At 70.5% G+C, this 13,499-nt stretch carries 11 protein-coding genes and 1 pseudogene; 7 read left to right on the top strand and 5 right to left on the bottom strand.

The annotated features are described in order from the left end of the window. Positions 1-106 precede the first annotated feature (106 nt). Positions 107-1,771: a choline dehydrogenase gene (gene betA / locus ACFQU3_RS14385; protein ID WP_385910887.1), complete on the top strand. Its 1,665-nt coding sequence runs from the start codon at positions 107-109 to the stop codon at positions 1,769-1,771. A gap of 75 nt (positions 1,772-1,846) precedes the next feature. Here betA and ACFQU3_RS14380 read toward each other — a convergent pair whose 3' ends face one another. Genes ACFQU3_RS14380 through purU form a run of 4 tightly spaced genes read right to left on the bottom strand, consistent with a single transcriptional unit; the run spans position 1,847 to position 5,707 of the window. Then, a complete protein-coding gene (locus ACFQU3_RS14380) occupies positions 1,847-3,022 on the bottom strand; it encodes a cysteine desulfurase family protein (protein ID WP_385910885.1) in 1,176 nt (391 codons plus the stop codon). Between the two features lie 52 nt (positions 3,023-3,074). Next, a complete protein-coding gene (locus tag ACFQU3_RS14375) occupies positions 3,075-3,704 on the bottom strand; it encodes an MBL fold metallo-hydrolase (RefSeq protein ID WP_385910883.1) in 630 nt (209 codons plus the stop codon). Further along, entirely contained in the window at positions 3,701-4,786 is a 1,086-nt protein-coding gene (locus tag ACFQU3_RS14370) for an S-(hydroxymethyl)mycothiol dehydrogenase (RefSeq protein WP_385910882.1), read from the bottom strand. The genes ACFQU3_RS14375 and ACFQU3_RS14370 overlap by 4 nt, the downstream gene beginning before the upstream one ends. A gap of 54 nt (positions 4,787-4,840) precedes the next feature. Beyond that, a complete protein-coding gene (gene purU / locus ACFQU3_RS14365; RefSeq protein ID WP_385910880.1) occupies positions 4,841-5,707 on the bottom strand; it encodes a formyltetrahydrofolate deformylase in 867 nt (288 codons plus the stop codon). 183 nt (positions 5,708-5,890) lie between these two features. Here purU and ACFQU3_RS14360 point away from each other — a divergent pair, with 183 nt between their 5' ends. Both ACFQU3_RS14360 and ACFQU3_RS14355 read left to right on the top strand, forming a co-directional pair. Beyond that, on the top strand, positions 5,891-8,329 hold the full coding sequence (locus ACFQU3_RS14360) for an FAD-dependent oxidoreductase (RefSeq protein WP_385910878.1): 2,439 nt from the start codon (positions 5,891-5,893) through the stop codon (positions 8,327-8,329). 6 nt (positions 8,330-8,335) lie between these two features. Then, a complete protein-coding gene (locus tag ACFQU3_RS14355) occupies positions 8,336-9,706 on the top strand; it encodes an L-serine ammonia-lyase (protein WP_385910876.1) in 1,371 nt (456 codons plus the stop codon). A 70-nt stretch (positions 9,707-9,776) separates the two neighbouring features. Here the strand turns inward: ACFQU3_RS14355 and ACFQU3_RS14350 are convergent, their stop codons facing one another. Further along, positions 9,777-10,604, bottom strand: coding sequence for an IclR family transcriptional regulator (locus tag ACFQU3_RS14350; protein ID WP_385910874.1), 828 nt, complete (start codon positions 10,602-10,604; stop codon positions 9,777-9,779). Positions 10,605-10,715: 111 nt separating this feature from the next. On the opposite strand from ACFQU3_RS14350, the pseudogene ACFQU3_RS14345 reads away from it, so the two are divergent. The 4 genes and pseudogenes from ACFQU3_RS14345 to ACFQU3_RS14330 all read left to right on the top strand — a co-directional run. After that, positions 10,716-11,420: pseudogene (locus ACFQU3_RS14345) on the top strand (chorismate-binding protein); the annotation flags it as partial. After that, the gene (locus tag ACFQU3_RS14340; protein ID WP_385911070.1) at positions 11,347-11,796 is read left to right on the top strand and encodes a chorismate-binding protein; all 450 of its coding nucleotides are present in this window, start codon (positions 11,347-11,349) and stop codon (positions 11,794-11,796) included. The pseudogene ACFQU3_RS14345 and the gene ACFQU3_RS14340, both read left to right, overlap by 74 nt. A gap of 73 nt (positions 11,797-11,869) precedes the next feature. Continuing rightward, positions 11,870-12,238 carry a bifunctional 3-phenylpropionate/cinnamic acid dioxygenase ferredoxin subunit gene (locus tag ACFQU3_RS14335; protein ID WP_385910872.1) on the top strand — a complete coding sequence of 123 codons (369 nt, stop codon included), beginning with the start codon at positions 11,870-11,872 and terminating at the stop codon, positions 12,236-12,238. Further along, complete coding sequence (locus tag ACFQU3_RS14330) at positions 12,235-13,407, top strand: NAD(P)/FAD-dependent oxidoreductase (RefSeq protein WP_385910870.1); 1,173 nt, start codon at positions 12,235-12,237, stop codon at positions 13,405-13,407. Before ACFQU3_RS14335 ends, ACFQU3_RS14330 begins: the two co-directional genes overlap by 4 nt. Positions 13,408-13,499 lie beyond the last annotated feature (92 nt).

Below are 13,499 nucleotides of genomic sequence, written 5' to 3'. Positions count from 1 at the left end.
CACGGACGACGTCCGTGACCGGGCAGGTGGGCACGGGGAGCGAGCCGTGTGCCGCTCCGTCGCCGACGGCGCAACCGATCGTCAAGCAACTCAGTTCGGAGGAAACATGGCATCTGCTCAGTACGACTTCGTCATCGTGGGGGGCGGTTCGGCCGGCTGCGCGCTGGCAAACCGCCTGTCGGCCGACCCGGCCACCAAGGTCCTCGTCCTGGAGGCCGGTCGGAACGACTCCCTCTGGGACGTGTTCATCCACATGCCCGCTGCGTTGCCGTTCCCCATCGGCAGCCGGTTCTACGACTGGAAGTACGAGTCCGAGCCCGAGCCGCAGATGAACGGCCGCCGGATCTACCACGCGCGTGGCAAGGTGCTCGGCGGGTCCAGCAGCATCAACGGCATGATCTTCCAGCGAGGCAACCCGTTGGACTACGAGCGCTGGGCGGCGGATCCCGGCATGGGGACGTGGGACTACGCCCACTGCCTGCCCTACTTCAACCGGATGGAGAACTGCCTGGCCGCGGACCCGGACGACCCGTTCCGTGGCCATGACGGCCCGTTGGCGCTCGAACGCGGCCCGGCCACCAACCCGCTGTTCGAGGCGTTCTTCCAGGCCGCCGAGCAGGCCGGCTACAGCCGGACCAACGACGTCAACGGCCACCGCCAGGAGGGCTTCGCGCGGTTCGACCGCAACATCCGCAACGGCCGGCGGCTGTCGGCGGCGCGCGCCTACCTGCACCCGGTCATGGACCGTCCCAACCTCGAGGTCGTGACGAGGGCCTTGGCCACGCGCGTGCTGTTCGAGGGCAAGACCGCCGTCGGCGTGGAGTACCAGCGTGGCCGCGGTGCCACCACCCGGGTGCGGGCCAAGACCGTGGTCCTCAGCGGAGGCGCCATCAACTCGCCGCAGCTGCTCCAGCTCTCCGGAGTGGGCAACGCCCAGGAGCTGTCCCAGCTGGGCATCGACGTCGTGCACGACCTCCCGGGTGTCGGGGAGAACCTGCAGGACCATCTCGAGGTGTACATCCAGTACGCCTGCAAGCAGCCGGTCACCATGCAGCGGTACCTCAAGCACCGGTACAAGCCGGTGATCGGCGCCAACTGGCTGTTCCGGCACCAGGGCCCGGGCGCGACCAACCACTTCGAGGGTGGCGGGTTCGTCCGGAGCAACGACGAGGTGGCCTACCCGAACCTGATGTTCCACTTCCTTCCCATCGCGGTGCGATATGACGGGTCGGCGCCCGAGGGCGGTGAGGGATACCAGGTGCACGTCGGGCCGATGTACTCCGACGCCGTCGGGTCGGTCAAGATCAGGAGCAAGGATCCGCGCGAGCACCCGGCGCTACGGTTCAACTACCTGTCCACGGACCAGGACCGCCGCGAGTGGGTCGAGGCCGTCCGCGTCGCACGCAACATCCTGACCCAGCCGGCCATGGATCCGTTCAATGCCGGCGAGATCTCGCCCGGACCTTCGGTCGAGACCGACGAGGAGATCCTCAGGTGGGTCGCGGAGGATGCCGAGACGGCCCTGCACCCCTCGTGCTCGCTACGCATGGGGGTCGACGAGAGGTCGGTCGTCGACCCGCTCACCATGGGCGTGCACGGCTTGGAGGGCATCAAGGTCGTCGACGCGTCGGTGATGCCCTACGTCACCAACGGCAACATCTATGCCCCGGTGATGATGGTGGCCGAGAAGGCGGCCGACCTGATCCTGGGCAACACCCCGCTGGCGCCGTCCGAGGCCCAGTTCTACCGCCACCAGAGCGCGCTGCACTGAGCACTGCTCCCGACGCGGCTCGTCGACGCTCGTCCTCGCCCGCGAAGCCGCCAGGCTTCGCGGGCGAGTCTCTTGTCAGCCCGGCCGGCGGGCTCGATCGATCGCCGCCGGCAGGGCCCGCAGGAAGGCGTCCACGTCGGTGTCGGTGGAGGTGTGGCCGAGGGTGAGCCGCAGTGAGCCCCGGGCCCGCTCCTCCTGCACGCCCATCGCGAGCAGCACGTGGGACGGCTGCGGGAGTCCGGCCTGGCAGGCCGATCCGGTGGAGCACTCGACGCCCGCGGCGTCGAGCAGGTGCAGGAGGGAGTCGCCGTCGCAGCACGGGACGAGCAGGTGCGCGTTGCCGGGGAGGCGCCGTGTGCCGTCACCTGCCTCCCACACGCCGCTGACCGTGAGGCCGTGTCCGAGATGGAGGGCAGAGGTGATGAGACGGTCGCGCAGGGCGACGAGCCGCGCGGACTCCGCCTCCCTCATGGCTACGGACTCCTCTGCTGCGACAGCGAATCCGCGGATCGCCGGCACGTTGAGGGTGCCGCTGCGGAGGTTCCGCTCCTGGTTGCCGCCGAAGCTGAGCGGAACGAGCCGGGCGCCGCGTCGGGCAACCAGCGCTCCGACACCGAGCGGGCCGCCGGTCTTGTGAGACGTGATGGTCATCAGGTCTGCGCCGCTCGCCGTGAAGTCGACGGGGACGTGCCCGAGGGCCTGGACCGCATCGGTGTGGAACGGGATGTCGAACTCGTGGGCGACGGCCGCGATCTCGCGCACCGGCTGAACGGTCCCGACCTCGTTGCTGGCCCACATGACCGTGACGAGGGCGACCGAGCCCGGGTCGTCGGAGACGGCTTCACGCACTGCGGCGGCGCTGACGACGCCCTCGGCGTCCGGGCTCACCCACGTCACCCGCGCACCGTGCCGGGCCACGAGGTGCTCGACGCAGTCACGCACGGCATGGTGCTCGATGGCGCTGGCAACGACGTGGTCCCGGCGGGGATCCACCTCGTGCCGCGCCACGAAGGTCCCTGCCACGGCGAGATTGTCCGACTCGGTGCCGCCGGAGGTGAAGATCACCTCCGACGGCCGGGCACCGATGCTGCGTGAAAGGCGCTCGCGCGCCTCCTCGACCGCTCGCGCGGCGGTTCTCCCTGCGGTGTGCAGCGACGAGGCGTTGCCCATGGTCGCCATCTGCTCGGTCATGGCCGCGATGGCCGACGGACGCATGGGCGTGGTCGCGGCGTGGTCGAGGTAGGCCGTCACCTGGCTGGTGCCCCCGGGTCGGAGGGTGCTGACTCGGCGGGGAGGCTGCCGGTCAGTGACCCCGGTCCAGCCACGCCTGGACGTCCGGGGCCTCGGCGCCGATGGTGGTGTCCGCGCCGTGGCCCGGGTGGACGACGGTCTCGGGCGGCAGCGTGAGCAGCTTCTCCGTGATCGACTCGATGATGGTGGGGAAGTCGCTGAAGGAGCGGCCGGTGGCTCCGGGGCCACCCTGGAACAGGGTGTCTCCGGTGAAGACCTCACCGAGCTCGGGGACGTAGAAGCTGCACGCGCCGGGTGCATGGCCGGGCGTGTGCAGCACGTGGACCTGCGTGTCGGCCAGTGCGATCCGGTCGCCGTCGTCGAGCTTGTGGTCGGGCTCGCTGGTGTGGACGCGGTCCCACAGCATCCGGTCGTCGAGGTGCAGGTAGGTCGGCGCGCCGGTGCTCTCTCGGAGCTGCTGCGCGACGCCGATGTGGTCGTCGTGCGCGTGGGTCAACAGGATGGCCACGACTCTGCGGCCGGCCACCGTGTCGAGGATCGGACGGGCCTCGTGCGCTGCGTCGACGATGACGCACTCGTCGTCGTTGCCGACGACCCACACGTTGTTGTCCACCTCCCAGGTGCCGCCGTCGAGGCTGAACGTGCCCGAGGTGACGACGCGGTCGACGCGCAGGGCGCTCACAGCTGGACCACCGAGCGCAGCACCTCACCGTGGTGCATCTTCGTGAAGGCGGCCTCGACGTCGTCGAGCCCGATGGTCTCCGAGACGAAGGCGTCGAGGTCGAACCGGCCCTGCTTGTAGAGGTCGACGAGCATCGGGAAGTCCCGGCTCGGGAGGCAGTCGCCGTACCAGGAGGACTTGAGCGCGCCCCCGCGACCGAAGACCTCGATCAACGGCAGGGTCACCTGCACCTCGGGGGAGGGCACGCCGACCAGGACGACGGTGCCGGCGAGGTCGCGGGCGTAGAAGGCCTGCTCGTAGGTCTCTGGGCGTCCGACCGCGTCGACCACGACGTCGGCACCGTGGCCGTCGGTGAGCTTGCGGATGGCCTCCACGGGGTCCTCGGCGCTGCTGTTGACGGTGTGGGTGGCGCCGAAGCCGGTGGCCCAGTCGAGCTTCCGGTCGTCGATGTCGACGGCGATGATCGTGGTCGCGCCCGCCAGCTTCGCGCCGGCGATGGCGGCGTTGCCGACGCCTCCGCAGCCGATGACGGCGATCGAGTCGCCGCGGCCGATGCCGCCGGTGTTGACGGCGGCGCCGAACCCGGCCATGACGCCGCAGCCGAGCAGGCCGACCGCTGCCGGGTCGGCCTCGGGGTCGACCTTGGTGCACTGGCCGGCCGCGACGAGCGTCTTCTCGGCGAACGCGCCGATGCCGAGGGCGGGGGAGAGCTCGGTGCCGTCGGTGAGCGTCATCTTCTGGGTGGCGTTGTGGGTGTTGAAGCAGTACTGGGGGGTGCCCTTCTGGCAGGCCCGGCACTGGCCGCAGACGGCGCGCCAGTTCAGGATGACGAAGTCGCCCGGGGCGACCTCCGTGACTCCCTCACCGACCGACTCGACGACCCCGGCTGCCTCGTGGCCCAGCAGGAAGGGGAACTCGTCGTTGATGCCGCCCTCGCGGTAGTGCAGGTCCGTGTGGCAGACCCCGCAGGCCTGGACGGCGACGACGGCCTCGCCCGGGCCTGGGTCCGGGACGACGATGTCGACGACCTCGACGGGCGCGCCCTTGGCGCGGGCGATGACTCCCTTGACGGTGTTGGGCATGGGTTGAGCTCCTCGGGACGTGAGTGGGTGGATTCAGGTGTACGGACAGGGGGTTCAGCGAAACACGACGGTGCGGTTCTGGCCGAGCAGGACGCGGTGCTCGGTGTGCCAGGTCACCGCACGAGCCAGGACCTGGACCTCGACGTCGCGGCCGGCGGCCACGAGCTCGTCGGGCTCGAGGGAGTGCTCCACCCGGGCCGCGTCCTGCTCGATGATGGGGCCCTCGTCGAGGTCCGCGGTGACGTAGTGAGCGGTCGCGCCGATGAGCTTGACCCCTCGGGCGTGTGCCTGGTGGTAGGGCTTGGCGCCCTTGAAGCTCGGCAGGAACGAGTGGTGGATGTTGATCACCTTTCCCTCGAGCTTGGTGCACAGGTCATCGGACAGCACCTGCATGTAGCGCGCGAGCACCACCAGGTCGATGTCGAGCTCGTCGACGAGGCCGAGGAGGCGGGCCTCGACCTCCAGCTTGGTGTCTGGTGTGACCGGGAGATGGTGGAAGGGCACCCCATACGTGGTCACGAGGTCCTCGAAGTCGCGGTGGTTGGACACGACGCCGGCTATCTCGACGTTCAGCGCGCCGATTCTGGCCCGGTAGAGAAGGTCGTTGAGGCAGTGCCCGAAGCGCGAGACCAGCAGCAGCGTGCGGGTCGGGGTGCCGGCGTCATGGATCTGCCAGGACATCTGGAAGGCCTGGGCCACCCTCGCGAAACGCTCCCGCAGCTCGGCCAGGTCACCACCCACCACGCTGAACTGCACCCGCATGAAGAACGTGTCACTCAGCCGGTCGTCGAACTGTTGGCTCTGGCTGATGTTGCCGTTCTGCTGAACGAGGAAGCTGCTGACGGCATAGACGATCCCGGGAGCCTCCGGGCACGAGATGGTCAGGACGTATTCGCGGCCGGCCGCGGGGCGTGGTGCCATGATGGTTCTCCAAACGGTGCGTATTACACAACACGAAGAGCAATGCGCAACAGTGTGGCTTCCGACCCTGCCCGGGTCAAGGGGCGGCCCAGCATCGTCTCCTCTTGACAGCCCCGGCCGCGTCCGCGACGATCGTTGCGACTGATGCACGCTGTTGCGCAAGGCGCACAATCGGAGGTTGGAATGACGGGTCCCAAGGTTGTCATCATCGGTGCGGGTGTCGTCGGAGCCGCACTGGCGGACGAGCTGACGGGGCGAGGCTGGGACGACGTCACGGTCGTCGACCAGGGCGACCTTCCGGCCCCCGGCGGTTCGACGTCCCACGCGCCCGGGCTGGTGTTCCAGGCCAGCTCGTCGAAGACGCTGACCGATCTCGCGCGCTACACCGTCGAGAAGTTCTGCTCGCTCGAGGCCGAGGCCGGCCCCTGCTTCCTGCAGGTCGGCGGGCTGGAGGTGGCCACGACGCCGGAGCGCGTCGTCGAGCTGCACCGCCGGCACGGTTGGCTGACCGCGTGGGGCGTGGAGTCGCGGCTGCTCGACGCGGCCGAGACGGCGGCGATGTACCCGCTGCTCGATCCCGAGGTCGTGCTCGCCGGCCTGCACACGCCGACCGACGGACTTGCCAAGGCCGTCAATGCCGTCGACGCGCAGACCCGGCGCGCCGCCTCTCGCGGCGCGCGCCTGCTGCCGCGCCACGAGGTGCTCGACGTCACCGTCGAGGACGGCACGGTGACCGGCGTCATCACGGACCAGGGCGAGATCCCCGCCGACATCGTCGTGTGCTGCGCCGGTATCTGGGGCCCCGTCATCGCCGCCAAGGTCGGCCTGCAGCTGCCGCTGACGCCGTTGGCGCACCAGCTGGCCTGGACGTCACCGGTTCCCGCCCTGGCCGGCGCCGCCAAGGAGGCGACGCTGCCGATCCTGCGCCACCAGGACCAGGACCTCTACTACCGCGAGCGCTTCGACACCCTCGGCATCGGCTACTACGGCCACCGTCCGATGCCCATCCGGGCCGAGGACATCGCCCGCCTCGACGACTCTGCGGTGATGCCCTCCGTGCTGGAGTTCACCGAGGGGGACTTCGAGCAGGCGTGGAAGCAGACGCAGATGCTGCTGCCGTCCACGCGCGATGCGACGGTCGAGGAGGGCATCAACGGGCTCTTCTCGTTCACCACCGACAACATGCCACTCATCGGCGAGTCGCCCGACGTCAGCGGCTTCTGGGTGGCCGAGGCGGTCTGGGTGACCCACTCCGCCGGAGTCGGCCGGGCCGTGGCCGAGCTGCTGGTCGACGGCTACTGCTCGAGCTTCGACCTGCACGAGTGCGACCTGAACAGGTTCGAGGAGCACCAGATCTCGCCGGAGTACGTCCTCACGCGGGACTGCCAGAACTTCGTCGAGGTCTACGACATCCTGCACCCGCTGCAGCCGACCGGCGCGCCTCGTCCCATCCGGACCAGCCCCTTCTACGAGCGCCAGCGTGCGCTCGGAGGAGAGTTCCTCGAGGCCTCCGGCTGGGAGCGGCCCCAGTGGTATGCCGCCAACGCCGGGCTCGTGGACGGCCGTGACATCCCCGCGCCGAACGACTGGGCCGCGAGGTACTGGTCGCCCATCGTCGCCGCGGAGGCGCAGGCCACCCGCGAGTCGGTCGCGATGTACGACATGACGGCGCTCAAGCGCCTGGAGGTCACCGGTCCCGGGGCGGCGCGGTTCCTCAACGGGCTCGTCACGGCCAACGTGGACAAGTCGGTCGGGTCGGTGACGTACTGCCTGCTGCTCGACGTCGACGGCGGCATCCGCAGCGACATCACGGTGGCCAGGCTCGCGGTGGACCGGTTCCAGATCGGCGCCAACGGCAACGCCGACCTCGACTGGCTGACCCGCCACCTGCCCGACGACGGCAGCGCGCAGGTCCGCGACATCACCTCCGGCACGTGCTGCATCGGGCTGTGGGGACCGAGGGCGCGCGACCTCATCCAGCCACTGACCGACACCGACTTCAGCCACGAGGCGCTCAAGTACTTCCGGGCGACCCCGGCCTTCGTCGGCACCGTGCCGGTGACCGCGATGCGCCTCTCCTACGTCGGCGAGCTCGGGTGGGAGCTCTACACCACCGCGGACCACGGCCAGCGGCTCTGGGACCTGCTGTGGGAGGCCGGGCAGCAGTACGGCATCATCGCGGCCGGCCGCGGCGCGTTCTCCAGCCTGCGACTGGAGAAGGGCTACCGCTCCTACGGCGCGGACATGACGGCCGAGCACGACCCCTATGAGGCCGGCCTCGGCTTCGCGGTCAAGCTCGACAAGGGCGACTTCGTCGGCCGAGACGCGCTCCTCGCCCGCAAGGACGAGGTCACGCGCCGGCTCACGTGTCTCACGTTGCCGGATCCCGGCAGCGTCGTTCTCGGCAAGGAGCCGGTGTACGCCGGTGACAGCTGTGTCGGGTACGTCACGAGCGCCGCATACGGCTACACCATCGGCAGGGGCATCGCCTACGCCTGGCTGCCGTCCGAGCTGACCGAGGTCGGGACCGAGGTCGAGATCGGCTACTTCGACGAGCGTGTGCGGGCGGTGGTGACCGCCGAGCCCTTGTTCGACCCCGCGATGTCGCGCCTGCGCAGCTAGCGGCCCATGACGATCAGCGTCTTCGACCTGTTCTCCATCGGGATCGGGCCGTCGAGCTCGCACACGGTCGGCCCGATGCGTGCCGCGTGCAGGTTCGCCGAGGGGCTGGTCGAAGACGGCCTCCTGGGTCAGGTCGCAGGAGTCCGGGTCGAGCTCTTCGGCTCGCTCGGTGCGACCGGCCACGGTCACGGCAGCGTCAAGGCCGTGATCCTCGGCCTCGAGGGCGAGCGACCCGACCTCGTCGACCCGGCGGAGGGCCAGCCACGGGCCGACCGGGCGGTGCGGGAGCGTCGGCTGCGCCTGGCAGGCCGGCAGGAGATCGACTTCAGCCCTGACGACGTCGTGCTGCACCGAGGCGCGACGCTGCCCGTCCACCCCAAGGCCATGACGTTCCGGGCCACCGATGCACGCGGCGCGACCCTGTCGGAACGCACCTTCTACTCGGTCGGCCGCGGGTTCGTCGTCAACGAGTCCGAGTCCGGTGAGCCGCAGCTCGTGCCTGACACGACTCCGGTGCCGTACCCGTTCGACACCGGAGCGCAGCTGCTGGAGCACTGCGCCCGTGAGCGCCTGCCGATCAGCTCGGTCGTGCTGGCCAACGAGCTGTCGTGGCGCAGCGAGCCAGAGGTTCGCGCGGGTCTTCTCCGCCTCTGGGAGGTGATGCGGGAGTGCGTCGACAGAGGCTCGAGCACCGAGGGCGTGCTGCCCGGAGGACTCGACGTGCACCGCCGCGCCGCCACGCTGCGGGCCAGGCTCGAGGCCACGAGCCAGGGCACCGACCCACTCCAGACGCTGGAGTGGGTCAGCCTCTTCGCCCTGGCGGTGAACGAGGAGAACGCCGCAGGGGGGCGGGTCGTGACGGCACCGACCAACGGGGCGGCGGGGATCATCCCTGCGGTCCTGCACTACTACGACCGGTTCGTGCCCGGCTCGGACGACGACGGGGTCGTCCGGTTTCTTCTCGCCGCCGCCGCGGTCGGCATGCTGTTCACGGAGAACGCGTCCATCTCAGGTGCGGAGGTGGGTTGCCAGGGCGAGGTCGGTTCCGCGTGCGCCATGGCCGCGGCCGGTCTGGCCGAGGTCATCGGCGGCCGCCCCGAACAGGTCGAGAACGCCGCCGAGATCGGCATCCAGCACAACCTCGGCCTCACGTGTGACCCGGTCCGCGGGCTGGTGCAGATCCCGTGCATCGAGCGCAACGCCGTGGCGTCGATCAAGGCGATCACGGCGGCCCGGATGGCCCTCCACGGCCATGGCACCCATCACGTCTCTCTGGACAAGGCGATCACGACGATGCGCGAGACCGGCGCCGCCATGTCGGTCGTCTACAAGGAGACCTCGCGGGGCGGTGTGGCGGTCAACGTCGTGGAGTGCTGAGATGCGCCCGGACATGCGCCCGGCCGATGTCTCCCGCGAGTCCGCTCGTCCTGGAGAACCGAGCGCCGCCTCAGCTGCCGAGATGGCCCAGCCGGCGGCTGATCTGGCTTCCGGCCACCTGCAGCGCAGCGGCGACCTCGCGCATCTGGTCGGGGACGAGGCGGAAGGCCGGCCCGGAGACGCTCACCGCAGCGACGACGCCGCCGGTGTGGTCCCGCACGGGCACTGCGACGGCGTTGAGACCCACCTCGTACTCCTCGAAGGTGCTGGCGTAGCCGTCGCTCAGGGCCTGCTCCAGCTGCTTCTCGAGCGCGCTGCGGGAGGTGATGGTGGCCTCGGTGAGCCGAGGCTGTCCCGCGACCTCGAGGACGTCGTCGCGCTGGGCGCGATCGAGGTGGGCCAGCAGGATCTTGCCGCTGGACGTGGCGTGCAGGGGAGTGAGCTGACCCATCCAGGTCTGGGCCGAGATCGCCGAGGGCCCCAACGCCTCGGCCACGTTGACGGCATACTGCTCGCGGATGACGGCGAGGTTGACCGTCTCGCCGATCTGGGCCGCCAGCTCGTCGAGCAGCGGCCTGGACTGGCGGACCAGCCCGAGCCGCATGGGGATTGCGCTGGCGAGGCGCAGGATCCCGAAGCCGAGCTGGTACTTGCCGCGGTCGGAGTTCTGCTCGACGAGGCCGCGGTCCTCCAGGGCGGCGAGCAACCGGAACGCCGTGGACTTGTGGACCTCGAGCTCCGCGGCCACCTCGCTGACGCCGGAGCCGCCGCTCGCGGCCAGGATCTCGAGGACGCGGACGGCCCGGTCGACCGACTGCACCCCGCCGCTGCTGTCGCCGTTGGCGCGGGTGCCCGCCCGTTGGGCCTTGCCGTTCGTCCCCTGCATGTTGTTGCTCATGGCGCAACTATAACGCCCGGGCGGCATGGTCCCCGCGTCGGGGCGCGCGCACGACCGGGCCTGCGGCGCCGCCCCGACCATCGCGAGAAGCGCTCACGCAAGGAGTGACCCGTGGAGTATGCGCGGTTCGGTGGGCTCGTGGCCCGCGATCCCGTCGAGGTGCGGGCCACCCTGGAGGGCCTCGACGAGGGGTTCTGGGCGGTCGTCGCCGACTTCGAGGGGCCCCTGACGGCGGTGCGGTTCGCCGACGTCCAGCCCGCGTGTCTCGACCTGGGCGGCGTCGGTGTCCGGGACGAGGAGCCTCCGGAGTGGGCCGGGCTGGCAGGCGACTGGCACAGCAGCCTCGACCGGGAGGCATACTGCGCCAACGTCGAGGAGATCCGCGCGCGCATCGCCGCGGGGACGGTGTACCAGGTGAACCTGTGTCGTGTGCTGTCGCACGAGCTTCCCGATGGGGCGGACCTGCGTGGGCTGGCGGCGCTCCTGGCCGAGGGGAACCCGGCTCCGTATGCCGGGCACGTCCACGTCCCGAGCGTGGGGGTGGACGTGGTGTGCGCCTCACCGGAGGCGTTCCTGCTGCGAGAGGGCGACCGGTTGGAGTCTCGGCCGATCAAGGGCACCGCTGCGCGGATCGAGAGGATGCTGCCCAAGGACTACGCCGAGAACGTGATGATCGTCGACCTCGCGCGCAACGACCTGTCCCACGTATGCCGTCCCGGCACGGTGCGCGTGGACCACCTGTGTGCCCCCGAGGGGCACCCGGGCCTGGTGCACCTGGTGTCGACGGTCTCCGGCCGGCTGCGTGCCGACGTGGACTGGGCGGACATCATGGCTGCCACCTTTCCTCCGGCGTCGGTCACGGGGCGCCCCCAAGTCGACGGCGCTTCGGGCCATCGGCGATCTGGAGCCGGCTCCGCGCGGGCCCTACTGCGGTGCCGTCGGGTGGGTCGACGCGGGGCGGCGGCGGGCACGGCTCGCGGTCGGCATCCGCTCCTTCTGGGCCGAGCGGGACGTGTCCGGTCGTCGGTGGCTGAGGTTCGGCACCGGCGCTGGCATCACGTGGGACTCCGACCCCTGTGGCGAATGGGAGGAGACGCAGCTGAAGGCCGCTCGGCTCATCGGGCTGGCATCCGGAAGCGTCGTCGTCGCAGCGACGCCCCACCTCGGTCGGCCTGACCCTCGACCCTCTTGACAGTACCGCAGCCCGGTCCCAGACTGTTGCGCATCATGCTTTGAGTTGTGCTATTCGCATCGAGGTGGTCACTATGTTGTCGGTCTGTCCGCTGTCGTCGCTGGCGCGTGGGGAGGCGCTCCGGGTCGAGGCCGACCCCCCCATCGCGGTGTTCCACACCGAGGACGGGGAGGTGTTCGCGCTCGATGACACGTGCACGCACCAGGACGCCTCGCTCGCCGACGGGTGGGTCGAAGGGTGCGAGGTCGAGTGCCCGCTGCATGCCTCGCGCTTCGACCTGCGCACCGGACAGGTGGACGCCCCGCCGGCCAAGAAGCCGGTCCGCGCCCATCGCGTCGTGGTCGAGGACGGCCACATCTTCGTCGAGCTCTCTGCGGAGGAGCCGAACCTGCCGCCGGGTGTGAGCGTGGGGAACCAGGCAGCCACCGGTGGCGCGGCATGAGGACGGTAGCGGTCGTCGGGGCCTCGCTCGCAGGGCTCTCCTCGGTCAGGGCACTGCGTAGCCAGGGCTTCGACGGGCGGGTGGTCGTCATCGGCGACGAGCGGCACCGACCGTACGACCGACCACCGCTGTCCAAGGAGTTCCTGGCCGGAAAGGTCACGGGGGAGGACATCACCCTCGAGGACGACGACGAGGAGCTGGATGCCGAGTGGCTGCTGGGCGTCAGGGCCGAGCGCCTCGACCTGGCCGACCGCAGCGTGGTGCTCGCCGACGGGACTCGCGTCCGAGCCGACGGCGTGGTGCTCGCGACGGGCGCCAGCGCCCGGACCCTGCCCGGGGCGGAGGGGCTGGCCGGCATCCACACGCTGCGTACGCTCGACGACGCGCTGGCGCTCAGGGCCGAGATCGAGCCCGGCCGCCGGCTGGTCGTGATCGGCGCGGGCTTCATCGGTGCTGAGGTCGCCTCCACCGCGTGGGCCCTCGGTCTCGACGTCACGGTGGTGGAGGCGATGGGCACCCCGCTCGCCGGGCCCCTCGGTACGGACATGGGTCGCATCGTGAGCACGCTGCACGCCGACCACGGCGTCCGGCTCATCTGCGGCGCGGGGGTGCGAGGGTTCACCGGTGTCGGACGGGTGGACGGCGTTGCCCTCGGCGACGGTCGGCTGCTGCCGGCCGACCTGGTGCTCGTCGGGGTCGGCGCGCAGCCCAACGTGGGCTGGCTGCAGGGCTCAGGCCTCGAGCTCGACAACGGGGTCCGTTGCGACGCCGGTGGCCTGACCGGCTCCCCGGGGGTGGTGGCCGTCGGTGACTGTGCAGCCTGGTACGACCGACGGCTCGGCCGTCACCACCGGGTCGAGCACTGGACCGGAGCCCTCGACCGGCCCAAGCGCGCTGTGGCCACCCTGCTGTCCGGCGACAGCGCGGGGCCGGATGTCGCTCCGGCGTACTTCTGGTCCGACCAGTACGGCGTGCGCATCCAGTTCGCCGGCGACGCGCGGTCCGCCGACACCGTGACCGTCGAGGACGGCGACCCGGCCGACCGCTGCTTCCTGGCGGTCTACCGGCGGGACCAGGAGCCCGTCGGGGTGCTCGGGATGAACCAGGTCCGAGCCTTCACGCGGTGGCGCCGAACGCTCGGCGCCCCATCCGTCGCAGCCCCCTCCTGAGGGCCGGACAACCCTTGACAGCGGGAGTCGCACGCCCTCACGCTGTTGCGTATCACACTCTATGTTGCGTTAACAACAACATGTTGCCCATC

The sequence above is a fragment of the Terrabacter sp. GCM10028922 genome (assembly GCF_042666095.1).
In the GTDB taxonomy this organism is placed as follows: Bacteria; Actinomycetota; Actinomycetes; order Actinomycetales; family Dermatophilaceae; genus Terrabacter.
Note: the sequence above shows the minus strand (reverse complement) of the source record. Positions and strands in the feature narration are given on the sequence as shown.

Bases quoted from the DNA above. Each gene is read 5' to 3' on its own strand.
- betA (WP_385910887.1), top strand. From the start codon at position 107: ATGGCATCTGCTCAGTACGACTTCGTCATCGTGGGGGGCGGTTCGGCC.
- ACFQU3_RS14370 (WP_385910882.1), bottom strand. From the start codon at position 4,786: ATGCCCAACACCGTCAAGGGAGTCATCGCCCGCGCCAAGGGCGCGCCC.
- ACFQU3_RS14330 (WP_385910870.1), top strand. From the start codon at position 12,235: ATGAGGACGGTAGCGGTCGTCGGGGCCTCGCTCGCAGGGCTCTCCTCG.
- ACFQU3_RS14360 (WP_385910878.1), top strand. From the start codon at position 5,891: ATGACGGGTCCCAAGGTTGTCATCATCGGTGCGGGTGTCGTCGGAGCC.
- ACFQU3_RS14335 (WP_385910872.1), top strand. From the start codon at position 11,870: ATGTTGTCGGTCTGTCCGCTGTCGTCGCTGGCGCGTGGGGAGGCGCTC.
- ACFQU3_RS14355 (WP_385910876.1), top strand. From the start codon at position 8,336: ATGACGATCAGCGTCTTCGACCTGTTCTCCATCGGGATCGGGCCGTCG.
- purU (WP_385910880.1), bottom strand. From the start codon at position 5,707: ATGGCACCACGCCCCGCGGCCGGCCGCGAATACGTCCTGACCATCTCG.
- ACFQU3_RS14350 (WP_385910874.1), bottom strand. From the start codon at position 10,604: ATGAGCAACAACATGCAGGGGACGAACGGCAAGGCCCAACGGGCGGGC.